This is a genomic window from Pseudonocardia sp. TRM90224, from assembly GCF_021245725.1.
Lineage (GTDB): Bacteria > Actinomycetota > Actinomycetes > Mycobacteriales > Pseudonocardiaceae > Pseudonocardia.
Window position 1 is genome coordinate 33,879 of sequence record NZ_JAJGSX010000021.1, and the last position, 17,740, is coordinate 51,618.

General features: G+C 71.5%; 16 protein-coding genes and 2 pseudogenes. 12 read left to right on the plus strand and 6 right to left on the minus strand.

What is annotated here, in order from left to right:
* Nucleotides 1-200 precede the first annotated feature (200 nt).
* From LL648_RS26025 to LL648_RS26035, 3 genes are read left to right on the plus strand one after another with little or no spacing between them, the layout of a single operon-like run.
* On the plus strand, nucleotides 201-1,997 hold the full coding sequence (locus LL648_RS26025) for a GMC family oxidoreductase (RefSeq protein WP_232665354.1): 1,797 nt from the start codon (nucleotides 201-203) through the stop codon (nucleotides 1,995-1,997).
* Between the two features lie 39 nt (nucleotides 1,998-2,036).
* Nucleotides 2,037-2,810, plus strand: a complete 774-nt coding sequence (locus tag LL648_RS26030; protein ID WP_232665355.1) for an SDR family NAD(P)-dependent oxidoreductase — start codon at nucleotides 2,037-2,039, stop codon at nucleotides 2,808-2,810.
* Complete coding sequence (locus LL648_RS26035; RefSeq protein ID WP_232665356.1) at nucleotides 2,804-3,559, plus strand: cupin domain-containing protein; 756 nt, start codon at nucleotides 2,804-2,806, stop codon at nucleotides 3,557-3,559. Before LL648_RS26030 ends, LL648_RS26035 begins: the two co-directional genes overlap by 7 nt.
* On the opposite strand, the gene LL648_RS26040 is transcribed toward LL648_RS26035, so the two are convergent.
* Complete coding sequence (locus tag LL648_RS26040; RefSeq protein ID WP_232665357.1) at nucleotides 3,540-5,111, minus strand: hypothetical protein; 1,572 nt, start codon at nucleotides 5,109-5,111, stop codon at nucleotides 3,540-3,542. The genes LL648_RS26035 and LL648_RS26040 overlap by 20 nt on opposite strands.
* A 51-nt stretch (nucleotides 5,112-5,162) precedes the next feature.
* Nucleotides 5,163-5,474: pseudogene (locus LL648_RS26045) on the minus strand (VOC family protein); the annotation flags it as partial.
* Between the two features lie 17 nt (nucleotides 5,475-5,491).
* Between LL648_RS26045 and LL648_RS26050 the strand changes: the two are divergent.
* Nucleotides 5,492-5,710, plus strand: coding sequence for a hypothetical protein (locus LL648_RS26050; protein WP_232665359.1), 219 nt, complete (start codon nucleotides 5,492-5,494; stop codon nucleotides 5,708-5,710).
* On the opposite strand, the pseudogene LL648_RS45815 reads toward LL648_RS26050, so the two are convergent.
* A pseudogene (locus tag LL648_RS45815) lies at nucleotides 5,644-6,069 on the minus strand (VOC family protein); the annotation flags it as partial. The gene LL648_RS26050 and the pseudogene LL648_RS45815 sit on opposite strands and share 67 nt — an antisense overlap.
* Between LL648_RS45815 and LL648_RS26055 the strand changes: the two are divergent.
* From LL648_RS26055 to LL648_RS26070, 4 genes are all read left to right on the plus strand, one after another.
* Nucleotides 6,068-6,733: a GntR family transcriptional regulator gene (locus tag LL648_RS26055; protein ID WP_232665360.1), complete on the plus strand. Its 666-nt coding sequence runs from the start codon at nucleotides 6,068-6,070 to the stop codon at nucleotides 6,731-6,733. The pseudogene LL648_RS45815 and the gene LL648_RS26055 sit on opposite strands and share 2 nt — an antisense overlap.
* 7 nt (nucleotides 6,734-6,740) lie before the next feature.
* The gene (locus LL648_RS26060; protein ID WP_232665361.1) at nucleotides 6,741-7,751 is read left to right on the plus strand and encodes a 1-aminocyclopropane-1-carboxylate deaminase; all 1,011 of its coding nucleotides are present in this window, start codon (nucleotides 6,741-6,743) and stop codon (nucleotides 7,749-7,751) included.
* Between the two features lie 90 nt (nucleotides 7,752-7,841).
* Nucleotides 7,842-9,611, plus strand: coding sequence for an ATP-binding protein (locus LL648_RS26065; protein WP_232665362.1), 1,770 nt, complete (start codon nucleotides 7,842-7,844; stop codon nucleotides 9,609-9,611).
* A 53-nt stretch (nucleotides 9,612-9,664) separates the two neighbouring features.
* On the plus strand, nucleotides 9,665-10,474 hold the full coding sequence (locus LL648_RS26070; protein WP_232665363.1) for an LppU/SCO3897 family protein: 810 nt from the start codon (nucleotides 9,665-9,667) through the stop codon (nucleotides 10,472-10,474).
* Here LL648_RS26070 and LL648_RS26075 read toward each other — a convergent pair.
* Both LL648_RS26075 and LL648_RS26080 read right to left on the minus strand, forming a co-directional pair.
* Nucleotides 10,461-11,513 (minus strand): LacI family DNA-binding transcriptional regulator, encoded by a 1,053-nt coding sequence (locus LL648_RS26075; protein ID WP_232665364.1) that lies wholly within the window; start codon nucleotides 11,511-11,513, stop codon nucleotides 10,461-10,463. The genes LL648_RS26070 and LL648_RS26075 overlap by 14 nt on opposite strands.
* A 13-nt stretch (nucleotides 11,514-11,526) precedes the next feature.
* Nucleotides 11,527-11,748 (minus strand): hypothetical protein, encoded by a 222-nt coding sequence (locus tag LL648_RS26080; protein WP_232665365.1) that lies wholly within the window; start codon nucleotides 11,746-11,748, stop codon nucleotides 11,527-11,529.
* 182 nt (nucleotides 11,749-11,930) lie between these two features.
* On the opposite strand from LL648_RS26080, the gene LL648_RS26085 reads away from it, so the two are divergent.
* The 3 genes from LL648_RS26085 to LL648_RS26095 are packed head-to-tail and all read left to right on the plus strand — an operon-like array spanning nucleotide 11,931 to nucleotide 15,102.
* Nucleotides 11,931-12,833 carry a carbohydrate ABC transporter permease gene (locus LL648_RS26085; RefSeq protein ID WP_232665366.1) on the plus strand — a complete coding sequence of 301 codons (903 nt, stop codon included), beginning with the start codon at nucleotides 11,931-11,933 and terminating at the stop codon, nucleotides 12,831-12,833.
* Nucleotides 12,830-13,723, plus strand: a complete 894-nt coding sequence (locus LL648_RS26090) for a carbohydrate ABC transporter permease (RefSeq protein ID WP_232665367.1) — start codon at nucleotides 12,830-12,832, stop codon at nucleotides 13,721-13,723. Before LL648_RS26085 ends, LL648_RS26090 begins: the two co-directional genes overlap by 4 nt.
* Nucleotides 13,724-13,755: 32 nt before the next feature.
* Nucleotides 13,756-15,102: an ABC transporter substrate-binding protein gene (locus tag LL648_RS26095; protein ID WP_232665368.1), complete on the plus strand. Its 1,347-nt coding sequence runs from the start codon at nucleotides 13,756-13,758 to the stop codon at nucleotides 15,100-15,102.
* A gap of 109 nt (nucleotides 15,103-15,211) precedes the next feature.
* On the opposite strand, the gene LL648_RS26100 is transcribed toward LL648_RS26095, so the two are convergent.
* Nucleotides 15,212-16,849: a TlrC/CarA/OleB/SrmB family ABC-F type ribosomal protection protein gene (locus LL648_RS26100; RefSeq protein ID WP_232665369.1), complete on the minus strand. Its 1,638-nt coding sequence runs from the start codon at nucleotides 16,847-16,849 to the stop codon at nucleotides 15,212-15,214.
* Nucleotides 16,850-17,019: 170 nt separating this feature from the next.
* On the opposite strand from LL648_RS26100, the gene LL648_RS26105 reads away from it, so the two are divergent.
* Nucleotides 17,020-17,682 (plus strand): hypothetical protein, encoded by a 663-nt coding sequence (locus LL648_RS26105; protein WP_232665370.1) that lies wholly within the window; start codon nucleotides 17,020-17,022, stop codon nucleotides 17,680-17,682.
* Nucleotides 17,683-17,740: the final 58 nt, after the last annotated feature.

The window sequence follows — 17,740 nt, forward strand, 5'->3', positions numbered from 1 at the left end:
CGAGGAGCGCCCTGAACAACTGGGACCTACTGCGCGGCGCCCAGGCGGCGCCCTCGCGGCGTTGCGCGAATACGTCGATACAACAGCGGTATCGCCGCATCCGCGCGCCTTGCGAGGACACCACCTGAACGCCGCTCGCTACGGCCCCAGTCGTTCAGGACCCCCTAGGCGTTACCGGAAGTTACATCTAACGTCGGCGCATGGCTGAACGCCCCAGCGCGGTTCCCGACGTCGAGCCCGAGCCCGATGTCGCGCCCGATTTCGATGTTGATGTCGATGTTGATGTTGTTGTGGTCGGCTCCGGCTTCGGGGGCAGCGTCGCCGCGCTCCGGCTCACCGAGAAGGGCTACCGCGTCGCGGTGGTCGAGGCGGGTCGCCGGTTCGCCGACGACGAGTTCGCGACGACCTCGTGGGACCTGCGCCGCTATCTGTGGGCGCCGAGGTTGCGGTGTTTCGGGATCCAGCGCATCCACGTGCTGCGCAACGTCATGGTGCTCGCCGGGGCGGGCGTCGGCGGCGGGTCGCTGGTCTACGCGAACACGCTCTACCGGCCGCTCGCGCCGTTCTTCGCGGATCGGCAGTGGGCGCACATCACCGATTGGGCGGCGGAGCTGGCGCCGTTCTACGACCAGGCGAGCCGGATGCTCGGTGTCGTCACCAACCCGACGACGACCCCGGCCGACGAGGTGATGCAGCAGGTCGCAGCCGACATGGGCGTCGCCGACACCTTCGGTCCCACACCGGTCGGCGTCTACTTCGGTGAGCCGGGACGGCGGGTGCCTGATCCGTACTTCGGTGGCGCCGGACCGGAGCGCACGGGATGCACGGAGTGCGGCGCGTGCATGGTCGGCTGCCGGGTCGGCGCGAAGAACACGCTCGTGAAGAACTACCTGTACCTCGCCGAACAGCGCGGGGCGCGGGTGCTCCCGTTGACGACGGTCACCGGGGTGCGGCAGCTGCCCGGCGGCGGCTGGGCGGTCACCACCAGGCGCACGGGCGCCTCGATGAGAAAGGGGGAACGCACGATCACGGCGGGGCAGGTCGTCCTCGCGGCGGGCACGTGGGGCACGCAGAACCTCCTGCACCGGATGCGGGCGCAGGGTGTGCTCCCCGGGATCTCGCCGAGGCTGGGCGAGCTGACCAGGACGAACTCGGAGGCGATCATCGGTGCGGCGCGACGCACCGTCGACCCCGATCGGGACTTCTCGCGTGGGGTCGCCATCACGTCGTCGATCCATCCCGACGAGATCACCCACATCGAGCCGGTGCGCTACAGCAAGGGCAGCAACGCCATGGGGTTGTTGCAGACGCTCGCGACCGACGGCTCGGCCCGGACACCGAGGTGGGTGCAGTTCGTCCTGCAGGTGGTGCGGCACCCGCTCCGCTTCGTCCGCATGATGTCGGTGCGGCGGTGGAGCGAGCGCACGTTGATCCTGCTCGTGATGCAGAGTCTCGACAACTCGATCACCACGTTCGTCAAGCGGGGGATGTTCGGCCGGAGCGTCCTCAGCTCCAAGCAGGGTCACGGTGCACCGAACCCTGCGTTCATCCCCGCCGGTCACCAGGCCAACGAGCTCACGGCCGCCCGCATCGGCGGCGACCCAGGAGGCACATGGGGAGAGCTGTTCAACATCCCGCTCACCGCCCACTTCATCGGCGGATGCGCGATCTCCGACGACCCCGGGAAGGGGGTGATCGATCCGTACCACCGCGTCCACGGCTATCCAGGGCTCTCCGTCGTCGACGGTGCGGCGATCTCCGCCAACCTCGGGGTGAACCCGTCGTTGACGATCACCGCGCAGGCGGAGCGAGCGTTCGCCTTCTGGCCGAACAAGGGCGCGCCCGACCCGCGTCCCGAGCAGGGCGAGCCGTACCAGCGGCTCACCCCGGTCGCACCGGAGCGGCCGGCGGTGCCGGCAACAGCGCCGGGGGCGTTGCGGCTCACGGTCCTCCCGGCCGAGCGGGAGGTCCCGGAAGGCGCGCACGCCGAGCGCTAGTAGTCGGGAGTCGAGAGCGGGAGCGGGCACACTCGGCATGTGCTTCGTGATCACGCGCTTCCCGATCTCAGCGGCTCCACGGTCGTCGTCACCGGCGCGAGCGGCGGCATCGGCGCCGGCGTTGCGGCCCGGTTCGCCGACGCGGGCGCAGCGGTGGTGGTGCACCACCACCGGAGCGCGGCGGCAGCAGCGGAGGTGGTCGAGGGCATCGGTCGGCGCGGCGGGCGCGCGGTCGCCGCGCAAGCCGATGTCACCGACCCCGCCGCGTGCGCAGCGGTGATGGACGTCGCCGTCGAGCGGTTCGGCCGGCTCGACGCCGTGGTGGCTGCTGCCGGCATCCAGCCGGTGGCGGAGCTCGAGACGATGGACGTTGCGAGCTGGCGGGCCGTCGTCGACACCAACGCGACGGGCTCGTTCGTGACCGTGCAGTCCGCGGCTGCACGGATGCGGGCGGCCGGCGGCTCCATCACCGTGATCGCGTCGATCGAGGGCAGCCGCCCGGCCCGGTCCCACGCCCACTACGCCTCCGCGAAGGCGGCGGTGATCATGCTGGCGCGGGCGGGTGCGCTCGAGTACGGGCAACACGGGATCCGGGTGAACACCGTGTCGCCGGGACTCGTGCGGCGGCCGGGCATCGAGGGCGGCTGGCCGGACGGGGTCGCGAGCTGGCGCGGCGCCGCGCCGCTGGGCCGGCTGGGCGAGCCGTCCGACATCGGCGACGCCTGCGTGTTCCTCGCCTCCCCGATGGCGCGGTGGGTGAGCGGACACGACCTGGTCGTCGACGGCGGGATGTCGGCGGTGCCGGCGTGGTGACCGGCGACGGGACGGGTGCGGGCACCGGTCGGCGAGACCCCGCGGAAGGCAACGCCGTCGATCGCGGGGACGCCGAGCTCGGCATGGGCGAGAGCACGGGCGAAGGGGTGCGCGAGGGCGAGGCCTGCGCGAAGGGAGCGGGCGGGGCAGCGGGCGGGCTGGTGCCCGCAGCGGCCGGCGGCGGAGCGGCCGCCGACCGCGACGCGGCCACCGGGGGACAGGGCACGGGGGCACGGGAGGGCGGGGAGGGGGTGGGGGTGGGGGCCCGGGAGGAAGGCGACGAGCGTGCTGTGGGGGAGCGGGTGGCGCGGGTGTTGGGGCTCGAGCCGTTGCCGGACGAGGGTGGGTTGTTCCGCCGGACGCATTTGGACGCGTTCTCGTCGGCGATCTACTTCATGGTGGTCGCGCCGGAGTTCTCCGCGATGCACGTGCTCGGCTCGACCGAGACGTACCACTGGTACGCGGGAGCGGCGTTGCGCTTGTTGCTCCTGCATCAGGACGGGTCGGTGGCGGAGCCGGTGCTCGGGCCGGATGTGATCGTGGGGCAGCGGCCGCAGGTGGTGGTGCCGGCGGGGGTGTGGCAGGGGTCGAGTTCGGCCGGTGCGTGGTCGTTGGTGGGTACGACGGTGGCGCCGCCGTTCGAGTGGGTGGGGTTCCGGCTCGGTGGGCGGGCGGAGCTGACAGCGCGTTATCCGGCTGCAGGGGTTCGGATCGCGGAGTTGACGCGGATCAAGTCAGGTACTGGGTGATCACACCGTCGATGATCTTCGTTGTGAGCTGGCTGACGCGGGTGTCGTCGGTGACTGCCTGGTCACTGGTGCGGGCCCCGCGCGGGTGGTCGACGGTGCCGTCGACGAGGACCACACCGGGTGCTCCGGGGTCGGCCCCGAGCGCCGGCATGATGGCGTTGAAGTTGGCTGCTGAGGGCGAGCAGCGGATACCCGGCCTGTTGGCGATCCGGATGTCTTGCCTTTCCAGGTCGAAGCCCGCGCAGTAGCCGGTTGCGGGGTCCGCCGCCCAGAAGCCGAGTGTGACCGAGTAGCCGGTGTCGCCGGCGGCGACGCAGCTTCCGTCGCCGAACGCGGCGACCTCGGTCGGCCCGATCACGGGCTCGGCGACGTTCTTGAGAATCGTGCAGGTCACGTTCGCGGTGGCCGGGTCCTTGCCGTCGAGCGCGAGCAGTGCGCGCGCTCCCTTGGGGACGTCGACCTGCTGGGCCTCGCGGCAGTTGACGGATGCCGCGTTGCCGATCCGTCCGCAGGCGATGGGCAGGATGTCGTCGGTCTGGCCATCGGCGAAGCCGAGCTTCGCGGGCGGTGCGGGTGGAGCGGGCGCGGGCTTCGCCAGCGTGTTCTGGATCTTGGTGGCGGCGTCGGCAGCGGCGGTGCAGTTGTCCTGCGCGCCGCGCGTCTTGAGCGTCGTGACCTGCGCGGCGTAGTCGGTGGGAGCACCGGGGAGTTCTTCTGCGACGAACGTGATGGTGCAGAACGTGCCGTAGGACTTCTGCAGGCCCGGGCCTTGCGGGAGGGTGACCAGGCGGTCGTCGGACGCGGGTTGTTCGAGCGTTGCGGGGCCCCCTGTGGACTCGATGTCGGTCTTCGGGCTGTCGGGGCTGTCTTCGGCCACCGCTGAGCATTGGTCGGCGCTGCTGCTGCCGAGCTTGTTGCGTTCGGCGTAGAGGCCGGTCGCGGTTTCGAGGAGATCGCACGCGTGCCACCGGCCCAGCGAGGTGGGCGGGCCGTTGCGCGTGTTGGCGCCGGGGTCGGCGAGTTTCGCGGCGACCGGCTCGGCTGCCTCGCGGGCGTTGCTGCAGGCCTTGTCGAGTTCTCCGCCGAGCGAGAGCGCCTCCAGCTGCACCGAGCGGGTCGCGGAGATCGGGATGTCGATCACGCATTGCGGTGGGGTGTACGCGTCCACCTCGGTGTCGCGGATCTGGTAGGCGCGCAGCCCACCGACGCTGGTGGGGCTGCTCTGCGCGCGGTCGAAGGTGTCGAAGGTCGTGCCGATGCGCACGACGAGCCGGTCCTTCTCGCCGTTGGGCAGCGTGTACTCGACCCCGCAGTTGTGCGGTTTTGTGGCGAACGGGTTGCTGGTCGTGTTGACGGGGGTGTCGGCGAGCAGCGCGCACGGGTCGAGCGCCTGCACGGCCCAGTCGGCGGGTTCCTCCGAGATCGACGGACCGGCCGCACCGCCGGACGGGCCGGCGGTTCCGGCCGTCGGCGTGCCGGTGATCGACGTCGTGCACCCGGCGGTGACCAGTGCGACGAGGGCTGCGGCGAGCAGGGCGGTACGGCTCTTCACAAATGTGGAGGATGCCTTACCGGATTTGGGTCGTGGCGCCCGGGCCAGGGATTACGTCGCCGGCGGCTGGTGGACGGCGAAGGTTGCCCCGAACGGGTCGGCGAGCACACCCATCCGTCCGAACGCTGTGTTCGCGGCCGGCATGACGAGGGTGGCGCCGGACGACTCGGCGGTGGTGATGGCCGCGTCGACGTCGGCGACGGAGAAGTAGGAGAGCCAGTGCGACGGGATCCCCGGCGGGGAGCCCATCATCCCGCCGATGCCGCCCGCGATGGCACCGTCGACGGCGAACGTGGCGTAGTCGTCGGGTGCGCCCGGCACGGGGTCGTAGGTGTAGCCGAAGACGGCCGCATAGAAAGTCCTTGCCGGCTGATGCGTCGGTGAGCCTGGCGTCGGTCCAGGTCAGCGAGCCGGGCTCGTTGGCGATCTCGGCGCCGATCATGCCGGCGGCCTGCCAGATGCCGAACGCTCCGCCGGTGCTGTCCAGTGCGACGCACATGCGGCCGTTGCCGGGGATGTCCATCGGGTCGAACAGCAGGTTGCCGCCGTTGTCCGTGATCAGCTTCGCGGTGCCGTCGACGTCGTCGGAGGCGAGGTAGACCGTCCAGAACGTGGGCTGGCCGGGATCCTGCACGGGGCCGAGCGCCGCGGCGGCCTTCCCATCGGTCTGCGCGAGGCTGTAGTGGCCGTACTCCTCGCCGGTGTCGACGAACGTCCAACCGAACACGGCCGAGTAGAAGGCCTTGCCGACTTCGAGGTCGGGGACGGCGATGTCGACCCAGCACGGTGTGCCTGCGGGCCAGGGGTCGGAGCGTGTGGTCATGGTTCGCACCTCCATCGGTGTGGGGTGACGCGGGCGGGCCGCGAAGTCTTCCACCGACGTTGACCTGCGGCGTCGGCCGTTCGGGCGGGGCTGGGGTTGACAGCGCCGGACGGACCGATGTGCAATATATTGCATGCCGGTCCCTCCACGTCATGGTCAGATCGGCCGCACCCTGCTCCGCGACAGCGCCTACGTCACGATCCGCAACGCGATCGTCGACGGCACGCTCGCGCCCGGGGAGCGGCTGAACGACCCCGAGCTGGCCGGCTGGCTGGGAGTGAGCCGCACGCCGATCCGCGAGGCGCTCGCCCGGCTGGAGCGGTCGGGGCTGGTGCAGACGGTCCCCGGCCGGTCGACGATCGTCAGCCCGCTCGACGCCGGTGAGGTGCGCGCGGCGCAGGCCGTTGTCGCTGCCATGCACGAGCTCGCGGTGCGCACCGCCGTCCCGCTGCTCACGACGGCCGACCTCGACGCGATGCGGGCGGCCAACACCCGGTTCGCCGAGGCGCTGGCCCGCGAGGACGTCGACGCCGCGCTCGCCGGCGACGACGCCTTCCACGACGTCGCCGTCGCGGCCTGCGCCAACCCGGCCGTCCGCGCGGTGCTCGACCAGTTCACCCCGCTCATGCGGCGGCTGGAACGGGCGCGGTTCGGCTCGCTCGCCGGGCGCGACTCCGTCGCGCAGCACGACCGGATCATCGCCCTCTGCGCCGCGGGCGACGCCGAGGCGGCCGCGCTCGCCGCCCGCGCCAACTGGCGAACCCTCGTACCGATCATCGACCCCCTCGAAGAGGAATGAGACGGACATGGCTCTGGCCGACTTCCCCCGCCACCCGCTGACGTTCGGCCCGAGCCCCGTGCACCCGCTGGAGCGGCTGAGCGCGCACCTGGGCGGCGCCCGGATCTGGGCGAAGCGGGAGGACTGCAACTCGGGTCTGGCCTTCGGCGGCAACAAGACCCGCAAGCTCGAGTACCTGGTCCCCGACGCGCTCGCGATCGGCGCGACGCACCTCGTCTCGATCGGCGGGATCCAGTCCAACCACACCAGGCAGGTCGCCGCCGTCGCCGCCAAGGTCGGCCTGAAGGCGAGGCTGGTGCAGGAATGCTGGGTCGACTGGCCCGACGCCGTGAACGACAGGGTCGGCAACATCCTGCTGTCGCGGATCATGGGTGCGCACGTCGAGCTCGTCGACTCGACGTTCGGCATCGGGTTCAAGGAGAGCTGGGAACGCGCGCTGGAGGGCGTCCGCGCGGGCGGCGGCGTGCCCTACCCGATCCCCGCCGGCGCGTCGGACCACCGCCTCGGCGGGCTCGGGTTCGTGCGGTGGGCCGACGAGGTTGCCCAGCAGGAGGCCGAGCTGGGGATCTTCTTCGACACGATCGTCGTCTGCAGCGTCACCGGCTCCACGCAGGCCGGGATGATCGCCGGCTTCGCGGGCCAGGACCGCGAACGCCGCGTGCTCGGAATCGACGCGTCGGCGAAGATCGACGAGACCCGCGACCAGGTCGAGCGGATCGCGCGGGCCACCGCGAAGCTGGTCGACCTCGGGCGGGAGCTGCGGCCCGACGAGATCACGGTGCTCGAAGGCTGGGCCGGCGACCGGTACGGCATCCCGGTCGCCTCGACGCTGGACGCGATCCGGCTCAGCGGCAGCCTCGAAGGGATGATCATCGACCCGGTCTACGAAGGGAAGTCGATGGCGGCGCTGATCGACCTCGTCCGCAGCGGCGAGATCGGCCGCGACTCCAACGTGCTCTACGCGCACCTGGGCGGCCAGCCCGCGCTCAACGCCTACAGCGCGCTCTTCCGCGCATAGGGTCCGCCCGCGCGGCACGTCGACGCCGGGCCGCCGGGACGCGGCGACTATCCTCGGCCCCTTGCCATGCCGCTCGGAAGGACCGTGCCGATGACCGCTCCAGCGAGGCGCCGCGGGGTCACCGAGCCGCCGGGCGACACCGTCGGTCGCGTCGTCGGCACCGAGGACTCCACGCCGCTGCAGTTCAGCGTCGCGCTCGGGCCCGACGCCTACCTCCAGCTCGACGACGTCGTCGTCACGCTCCGGCTGGTGCCCGGCGTCGGCCCGGTGCTGACCTCGGGGGTCGTGACCCAGGTCAGGGCCCGGCACGAAGGCGCGACGTTCGGCTCCGACGTCTTCCTGATCGCCGACGGCGTGCTGCCGGCGCAGGTGCAGGAGATCGCCGAGGTCACCACCACTCGCGTCGAGCCCGAGTGCTACGTGCCGCCGACGCCGGGCGCGACGGTCCAGCGGGCCAGCGGTGAGGAGCGCGCGCAGGCGCTCTACTTCGACAAGATGGACAAGAAGGTGCCGGTCGGGATCGGCCGCGACGGCGCCCCGATCTACGTGAACCTGGAGTTCCTCGACGGCACCCGCGGCGGCCACGTGTCGATCAGCGGCATCTCCGGCGTCGCCACCAAGACCAGCTTCGCGCTCTTCCTGCTCTACTCGATCTTCACGAGCGGCGTGCTCGGCAAGAAGTCGGTCAACGCGAAGGCGCTGGTGTTCAGCGTGAAGGGCGAGGACCTGCTGTTCCTCGACCAGCGCAACACCCGCCTGGACGCCCCCGAGGGCGCCGACCTGCGTGCCACGTACGCGACGCTCGGGCTCGCCGCGGAGCCGTTCGCGTCGGTCGGGCTGTTCGCGCCGCCCACGCCCGACGACCCGACCGGCCGCCCGCACGTCACCGGCCGCACCAGCGGCGTCCACGCGTTCTGGTGGACCCTCGCCGAGTTCTGCGCCGGCGAGCTGCTCCCGTACGTGTTCGCCGACGCCGAGGACGAGCGCAACCAGTACACGATGGTGATCCACCAGGTCGCCGCGAAGCTGCGCCGCGAGGCCGTCCCGGTCGGCGATGGCGCGGTCTCCATCGACGGCCAGGTGCTGCGCACCTACAGCGATCTGATCGACTTCGTGTCCGACCGGCTCACCGACGACGAGGCCCGCAAGGACTGGGCCGGTCCCGTCACCGGCACGGGCACGGTCAACGCGTTCCTGCGCAGGCTCCGCTCCAGCCAGAAGCCGCTGCGCACGCTCGTCCGCGGCGACCTTGCCGACGCGCCGGGCCGCCGCGTGAGCACTGAGGGGCAGCAGGTCACCGTCGTCGACCTGCACAACCTGCCCGAGCGGGCGCAGCGGTTCGTCGTCGGCGTTGTGCTCGCCGCGGAGACCGCCCGCAAGGAGGCCGCCGGGGCCGGTGGCCTGCTCTTCACGATGATCGACGAGCTGAACAAGTACGCCCCGCGGGAGGGCGGCAGCCCGATCAAGGAGGTCCTCCTCGACATCGCGGAACGCGGCCGCTCGCTCGGGATCATCTTGATCGGCGCCCAGCAGACCGCGAGCGAGGTGGAGCGCCGGATCGTCTCCAACTCCTCGATCAAGGTGGTTGGCAGGCTCGACCCCGCGGAGGCCGGCCGCCCCGAGTACGGCTTCCTCCCGGCGTCCCAGCGCACCCGCGCAACGCTCGCGAAACCGGGCACGATGTTCGTCTCGCAGCCCGAGATCCCGGTGCCGCTCGCCGTGGAGTTCCCGTTCCCGGCTTGGGCCACTCGCCTCTCCGAGAGCGCCGGCGAGCCTGTGGCCAGCACGAACGGCGCCGGGCGCCGTGATCCGTTCGCGCGGCTGCCGGCCACCGCGAGCGACGACGACGCCCCGTTCTGACGCCGGTCCGCCGCCCGCCATGATGTGGCCCCACGCTGATCTGAGGGAGAATCATGCGGATCGTCCGGAACCTGTGCCTGCTCGTGCCCGCAATCGCGCTGCTGCTCGGCGCGCTGGCGGGCTGCGCGGGCCTGCAGCTGGAGACGGGCGCCTGCGCGAAGCTCGACGGTGAGCAGTTCGTCGCCGTCGAGTGCACCGACCCGGCGGCGACCTACCGGGTGCTGGAGCGCCCGACCACGGACAACGCCTGCTACGACGTCGCCGGCACGACCTACAGCTACTACGACTCCCGCGTCGGCGGCGAGCTGTGCATGGGCCCGAAGGACGTCGACCCGGCCACTGCCATCAACGTGGCGAAGAAGGACGACTGCCTCACCGACGTCCACGCGCCGGCGCCCTCGGCCGACACGGTCGGCGTCCGCAAGGTCGACTGCGGCGCTCCCGACGCCGTGCACCGGGTGCTCGCCCGTGAAGAGCGCTCCAGCATCAGCGCCGGCCTCCAGCAGGAGTGCTCGAAGGTGCCCGGTACGACCGAGTCCTACGCGTGGTCGCTGCGCAAGAGCGGCGACGCGCCGCTCGCCAACCTCTACACCGAGCTCGTGTTCTGCCTGGCCCCCAAGGACGCCGACCCGAACGCGTCGGCCGACCTCGCGCAGGCCGGCGACTGCCTCGCCGAGTCGGGCGACACCTACACGCGTGTCGGCTGCGGCGACCCGACCGCCCGCTACCGGGTGCTGGAGCGCAACGACAGCGCGCTGCTCGGCGTCGAGCTGGCCTGTCGGAGCGTCGAGGGCGCGACGACGGGGGTCCAGCGCAAGACCAGCGACTTCTCCGGCTACACCCTCTGCCTCAGCGAGGTGTGACCGCCGCGGTGCTGTCGCGCACGACCAGCCGGGTGGGCAGCGTCAGGTGCCGCACCTTGGCCGGTGTGCCGCCGGCGAGGTTCGAGCGGTGGCGGCGCACGGCCTCGGTGAGCGCGTTCGCCGCCGCGCGACCCTTGCCGGCGACGTCCTGGTCGACGGTGGTCAGCGCGGGCCGCAGCCGGGTGGCGAGCGGGTTGTCGTCGAACCCGACGATCGAGAGGTCGCCGGGGATCGAGAGCCCGAGGTCGTCGGCGGCGAGCATCGCGCCTGCGGCGATGGCGTCGGAGAAGCAGAGCAGCGCGGTCGGGCGGTCGCGGGCGAGCATCTTCTTCGCGAGCTCGTAGCCCTCGTCCTGATTGCAGTGCTTCGACTGCGCGACCGTCACCGTCACACCGGCCGGTTCCAGCGCGTCGAGCCAGCCGAGCCGGCGCTGGCGCGATGAGTGCCAGTCGTTCAGGCGGGTGGTGCTCTCCTCGTCGCCGACGTTGAGCAGCCCGACGCGCCGGTGCCCGAGGTCGACGAGGTGCTGCGCTGCGGCCCTGGCGCCCCCGCGGTCGTCGACGTTGACGCTCGGGATGCCGCTCACCGGAGCCTGGTCGACGAAGACCAGCGGCAGACCGCGCCGGCGCAGCCAGTCGAGCGCCGGGGAGTCCGCCCGGCACGAGTAGACGAGCGCCCCGTCGATCGCGACGTCCCTGGCCGGCACGATCGGGCCGGGCTCCGTCGCCGGCAGCAGGGTGAGCGCCAACCCGCTCGGGGTCAGCTCGTCCGCGATCGCCGCCAGGAACGCGGTGGAGATCTCGTCGGTGAACGCGTGCCGCAACGACTCGGTGAGCAGGATGCCGACCGTGCCGGTGGTGCCGCGGGCGAGGGTCCGCGCGGCCGGGTCGGGCCCGACGTACCCGAGCTCGGCCGCCACGGCGAGGATGCGTTCGCGCAGCTGTGCCGAGAGCTGGTCAGGGCGGGAGAACGCGTTCGAGACGGTCATGGAGCTGACCCCGACCTTCTCGGCCACCGTCTTGAGCGTCACCCGTCCCATCGCGCCGCCCACGCTACCTCGCCGGCACGCATCCCGACGGGGTGCGTGCCGGCGGCGCGACGGCCTGCGACGCGCGCAGCAGCAGCCCGGCCAGCGCGGCGCGTGCCTCGTGGAGCGCAGCCCTCGTCCGCGGCGCCCGCTCGACCTCCGGCACCGCGGGCGCATCGGGCCGGACCTCGTCGAACGCCGACCTCACCGACTGTGTCGCGAGGAACATTCCGAGCTGCGAGTCCATGATCGAAACCTCTCTCCGTGGTAGCGGGTCTGTAGCGCTACAGTAAACTGCAGGTCTTTAGCGGTCAAGCGCATTTTGTCCAGTCCTTTTGTTGTCGGTCCGTAATCCTGCGGATCATCGGCCGTACACATTCACCTGAGAGGTTCCCGCTCGGTCAGGGCACGGTGAGCTGGGAGGACGGTTTGGCGGCAACGACGCGGCGCCGGTTCGGGCAACGCGAGCGGCACGACTTCCTGGTGTTCCTGGCGTTGGCGGCGCCGAACATCCTGCTCATCGTCGCGTTCACCTACCGCCCGGTGCTGAACAACATCTACTTCTCGACGCTGGACTGGACGCTCGGCGCGGCGACGGCCGTGCAGGTCGGCTTCGGCAACTACGTCGAGTTCTTCACCTCGTCCGACTTCACCCAGGTGGCGACGGTGACGGCGGTGTTCACCGCGGCCACGGTCGGCGGCTCGATGGTGCTCGGCCTGCTCGTGGCGCTCGCGCTGCACCGCAGGATGCCCGGCTCCGGCTTCGCGAGGGCCGCGGTGTTCTCGCCCTACGTGCTCTCGGGCGTGGGAGTCGGGCTGGTCTGGCTCTTCATCTTCGACCCGGTGATCGGCGTGCTCGCCGGGCTGTTGCGCATGATCGGACTGCCGAGCCCGCAGTGGTTCAACGACCCGTCGCTGGCGCTCGCGATGGTGATCATCGTCTACATCTGGAAGAACGTCGGCTACGCCGCGGTGATCTACCTGGCCGGGCTGCAGGCCATCCCGCAGGACCTGCGTGAGGCCATCGCCCTGGACGGGGCCGGCCCGTGGCGGACGTTCCGCTCGCTGGTGCTGCCGCTGCTCTCGCCGACCACGTTCTTCCTGCTGATCACGAGCGTGCTCAGCTCGCTGCAGGCCTTCGACATCATCCGGATCATGACGCCGCTCGGTACCGGCACCACCACCCTGATCTACGAGGCGTACCTGCAGGCGTTCGGGGGCTACAACCGCGCCGGCTACTCGGCGACGGTGTCGACGGTGCTGTTCGCGCTGCTCGTCGTGCTGACACTGGTGCAGGTGCTCGTACTGGAGAGGCGGGTGCACTACCGGTGACCACGACCGTCGTACAGCCGCCGGCGCCGCCCACCGCCCCGGTCGCGCATCCGCTGGCGCCGCGCAACCTGGTGGCGGCGGCCGTCAGCGCGTACATCCCGCTCGTGCTGGCGGTCGCGCTCGTCGCGCTCCCGCTGCTCTGGATGCTGCTCTCGTCGTTCAAGACACCGAGCGAGCTGATCACCACCGACGTCCGGCTGTTCCCGAGCAGCCTCGCGCCGGACAACTACGTCGCGGCCGCCGAGAAGGTGCCGTTCCTGCGGCTGTTCCTGAACTCGACGATCGTCACCGTCGTCGGCGCGGCGATCAAGGTCGCGCTCGCGATCTGCACGGCGTACGCGCTGGTGTTCGTCCGGTTCCCGGCGAAGAACCTGATCTTCGCCGGCATTCTCGCGACGCTGATGGTGCCGCCGCAGGTGTCGCTGCTTCCCAACTACCTGCTGGTCAGCGGGCTGGGTGGGGCGGACACGTACTGGGGGATCATCCTGCCGGGCCTCGGCACGGGCTTCGGCACGTTCCTGCTGCGCCAGCACTTCATGACGCTGCCGATGTCGATCCTCGAGGCGGCCGAGATCGACGGCGCCGGGCACTGGCGGCGGCTGGTGAACATCGTCGTCCCGATCTCGGCGCCGAGCATCGCGACCGTCGCGCTGGTCAGCATCGTCTTCGAGTGGAACGACTACCTCTGGCCGCTGGTGATCGTCAGCAACCCGGAGATGATGACCTTGCCGGTCGGGCTGACGCTGCTGGTCAACAGCGAGAGCGGGGCCGACGCGTACGGGCTGCTGATGGCCGGCTCCGTCGCGGTCATCGTGCCCGTGCTGATCGTCTTCACGGCCCTGCAGCGCTACATCATCGCCGGGCTCACCCAGGGCGCGGTCAAGGACTGAACCCCCCCACCCAGAAACCGAAGGGCGTTTCCGTGACCACTCAGTACGTCGACCGGCGCGGCTTCCTGCGCATCGCGGGCGCCGCCGGTATCACCGCCGCTCTCGCCGCGTGCGGAGGGCCGACGACGACGGCACCCGGCGCCGGCCCGGCCGCCCCGGAGCAGCTCGACTACACGGGGGTGAAGCCCGCGCCCGAGATCACCTTCTGGTCGAACAACCCCGGCGGCTCGCAGGCCGTCACCCAGCAGATCATCGACGCCTTCCACGCCTCGCAGAAGGACATCAAGGTCTCGCTCGTCTCGGCGGGCAAGGACTACGAGGAGATCGCGCAGAAGTTCCAGACCGCGCAGACCGGCGGCGCGCTGCCCGACCTCGTCGTGCTCTCCGACGTGTGGTGGTTCCGCTACAAGATGCTCGGCTCGATCATCCCGCTCGACGCGCTGATCTCGGCCGTCGGCATCGAGACCGCCGACTACCGTCAGCAGCTGCTGGCCGACTACCAGTACGGCGACGCGCAGTGGGCGCTGCCGTGGGCGCGCTCCACGCCGCTCTTCTACTACAACAAGGCGCACTGGGCGGCCGCCGGGCTGCCCGACCGGGCGCCGGCGACGTGGGCGGAGTTCGCCGAGTGGGCGCCGAAGCTGCAGGCGGCCAACGCCGGTCTGCAGCACCCGTTCCAGCTCCCCGCGCTCGCCGGGTACGCGGGGTGGACCTTCCAGAACGTGCTCTGGGGCCACGGCGGCGGCTGGAGCAAGGACTTCGACGTCACGTGCGACAGCCCGGAGTCGGTCAGCGCCATCCGCTTCCTGCAGGACGCCGTCTACACCGGCAAGTGGGCCGGCGTGGCCAGCAAGGACTCCGCGGACGACCTCTCCGCCGGCGCGGTCAGCGCCACCGTCAGCTCGACGGGCAGCCTCGTCGGGATCCTGAAGGCGGCGAAGTTCGACGTCGGCGCGGGCTTCCTGCCCGGCGGCCCCGCCGCGACGTCACCGGTCTGCCCGACCGGCGGCGCCGGGGTCGGCATCCCGAAGGCGATCAGCAAGGAGCGCCAGCTCGCCGCAGCGACGTTCCTCAAGTTCCTCACCTCGCCGGAGAACACCGTGACGTTCGCGGGCGCGACCGGCTACATGCCCGTCCGGACGTCCGCCGACACGGCCGGGCTGATCGCGAAGTCGCCGCTCAGCAAGATCGCGATCGACCAGCTGGCCGTGACCCGCGTCCAGGACCGGGCCAGGGTGTTCTTCCCCGGCGCCGACCAGGAGATGGCCAAGACCTGCGCGAAGATCCTCACCCAGCAGGCCGACGTCGCCACCGAGCTCGCGGCGCTGAAGACCACCCTCACCGGCATCTTCGACCGTGAGGTCAAGCCACGCATCTAGACCCGGGGAAGTTGGCGCTTGGTGGTCCCGCAGACACGAAAGGTCCCCACCGTTTTGCCTACTTGCACAACCCCAGGGCCGTGCAGGTTGGCAAAACGGTGGGGAAGCTTCAGGCCACGATGCTGCCCCCGGCCATCCGCACCGTCCGCCCGGTGAAGCGTTCGGCGAACCGGCGGTCGTGCGAGACCACCACCAGGGAGCCGCGGTAGTGCGCGAGCGCCTCCTCGACGTCCTCGACGAGCGCGGGGGAGAGGTGGTTGGTCGGCTCGTCGAGCAGCAGCAGGTCGACGGGCCTGCGCAGCACCCTGGCCAGCGCGAGTCGCCGGCGCTGCCCGACCGAGAGCTTCCCGACCGGCACCGTGAGGTCGACCGGCCGGAACAGCCCGAACGCGAGCAGCGCGCCGCGGTGCTCGTCGGCCGGCCCGTCCAACTCGGCTGCGAACGCGTCGAGCAGGCTCTCGTCCGGGTCGTCGACCGGCGACTCCTGCGGGAGCCACCCGATCGAACGCGGCCGCCCCAGCCGCCCGGTGTCGGGCTCCAGCTCACCCGCCAGCACCTGCAGCAAGGTGCTCTTGCCGGCACCGTTCGCGCCGGTGACGAGCACCCGGTCGCCAGGGGCGACCGTCAGCTCCCGGACGTCGAGCCGGCCGCCCACCTGCACGCCGTGCAGCTCGGCCGGCGCGGTTCCCTCGGCGGCCGTGTGCACCCGCGCGGTGAACCGCACCGGCTGCGGCGGCCGCGGCACCGGGTTCTCCTCGAGCCTGCGGACCCGCTCCTTCGCGTTGCGGACCCGCGCGGAGAGCTGCTTCTCGACGTTGCGCTGGTGCCGGCCGTTGATGCGGTCGGTGTTGTGCCGGGGGCCGGCGACGAGGTGGTCGGCGGCGCTGCGCGCCAGCTCGCGCTGGCGTCCCAGCTCCTCCACCCACTCCTCGTGCTCCTGCTCCCACCGCCGCCGCGCCGTCGCCTTGGCCTGCAGGTACCCGGCGTAGCCGCCGCCGTGGCGGTGCACGACGTGGCGGTCGGCGTCGACCTCCCACAACGCCGTTGCGACCCGCTCGAGGAACGTCCGGTCGTGCGAGACGACCGCGACCGCGCCGCGGTGGCCGCGCAGGTGCTCCTCCAACCACGCCAACGCCGTGGCGTCGAGGTGGTTGGTCGGCTCGTCCAGCAGCATGAGCTGCGGCGCCGCGGCCAGGACGCACGCCAGCCCGAGCCGGGCCTGCTCGCCCCCGGAGAGGCTGCCCAGCAGCCGGGAGCCGTCGACGGCGGCCAGCCCGAGCCCGTGCAAGGCCGCCTCGACGCGCGCGTCGGCGGCGTACCCGTCGCGGGCCTCGAACGCCTCGGTCAGCTCGCCGTACTCGGCGAGCAGACCGGTGAGATCATCGGCGTCGGCCAGCGCCGACTCGACGGCTCGCATGCCGGCCTCCAGCGAGCGCAGCTCGGCCAGCGCGTGGTCGATCGCGTCCTGCACGGTGTCGTCCGGCCGCAGGTCGGGCACCTGCGGCAGGTAGCCGACCCCGCCCGGCGCGTGCACGCCGATCGTGCCACCGTCGGGCGCGTCGACACCGGCGAGCAGCCGCAGCAAGGTCGACTTGCCGGACCCGTTCTCGCCGATGATCCCGATGCGCTCGCCGAGAGCGACGGACTGGCGCACGCCGTCGAGCAGCCGCCGGCCGCCGGGCGCACGGGTGATGTCGTCCAGGACGACCTGGAATGTTCGTGCACGGGTACGCAGAACGTTCTGCATGGTTGTTCCACCATCTCGGGAGTGAATGACCAGATGTCACCGAGTGGGAGCGCGCACGCGTCAGCGCCGCCGGAGCTCCCGAGAGGCGGTATCAGAGAAAGAACAACATGCCTGGCACGTGGTTCACCGTATCAAGCACGCCGTCGGGCAGCACTCGATATCGTTCGCCCATGGATCCGGTCGACCCCGACGACCTCGACGACCCTGACGACGAGGCCGACGACGATCCCGCCGAGATCTACGAAGAGATCCTGGCGAGCCCCGGCGTTGTGTTCGAGCTGCTGGCGGGGAACGACTTGCTGCTGAGCGACGCGATCCGGCACTGGATGGATACCGGAGCCCGCGACCGGGCGGTGCGGCTGTTCACCGAGCTGGCCGAGGACGGCGGCAGGTACGTCGACAGGGATCGCGGCTACGCACGCGTGGTGCTGGCGCTGTTCGCGATCATCGAGAACCGACCCGCGGAGGCCGACCAACAGCTGGCGGCGCTGGCGGCAGACCCGGACCTGGACGCCGACGAGTGCAGGATCGCGGCCGAGCAGCTCACCGCGAACGGTGATCCCAGGGGAGCACTGGAATGGTACGACCGGCACGTCGCGCTGATCGGGCCCGAGCGGATCGCCGCGATGACCGGGCCCGACGGGTGGAAGGAAGCCCTCACCACCGCGGTGTTGGGGCGCTCGCAGCTGCGTCGGAAGCTCCGGGTGCCACCTGACGCGACGGACCGGATCGCAGTAGCGGCGCAGGTGCAGCTGATCCGCCGGTTCAAGGGCGACGAGGCGGCGAAAAGGACGCAGGAGCGCTGGTCGAGCGGGTGGATGCCCGAGGGCTGAGTTCCGCTGAGGTCCGGGTCGACGAGTGTGCGGCGCGGCGGCGCGGCGCTGTCGGTGC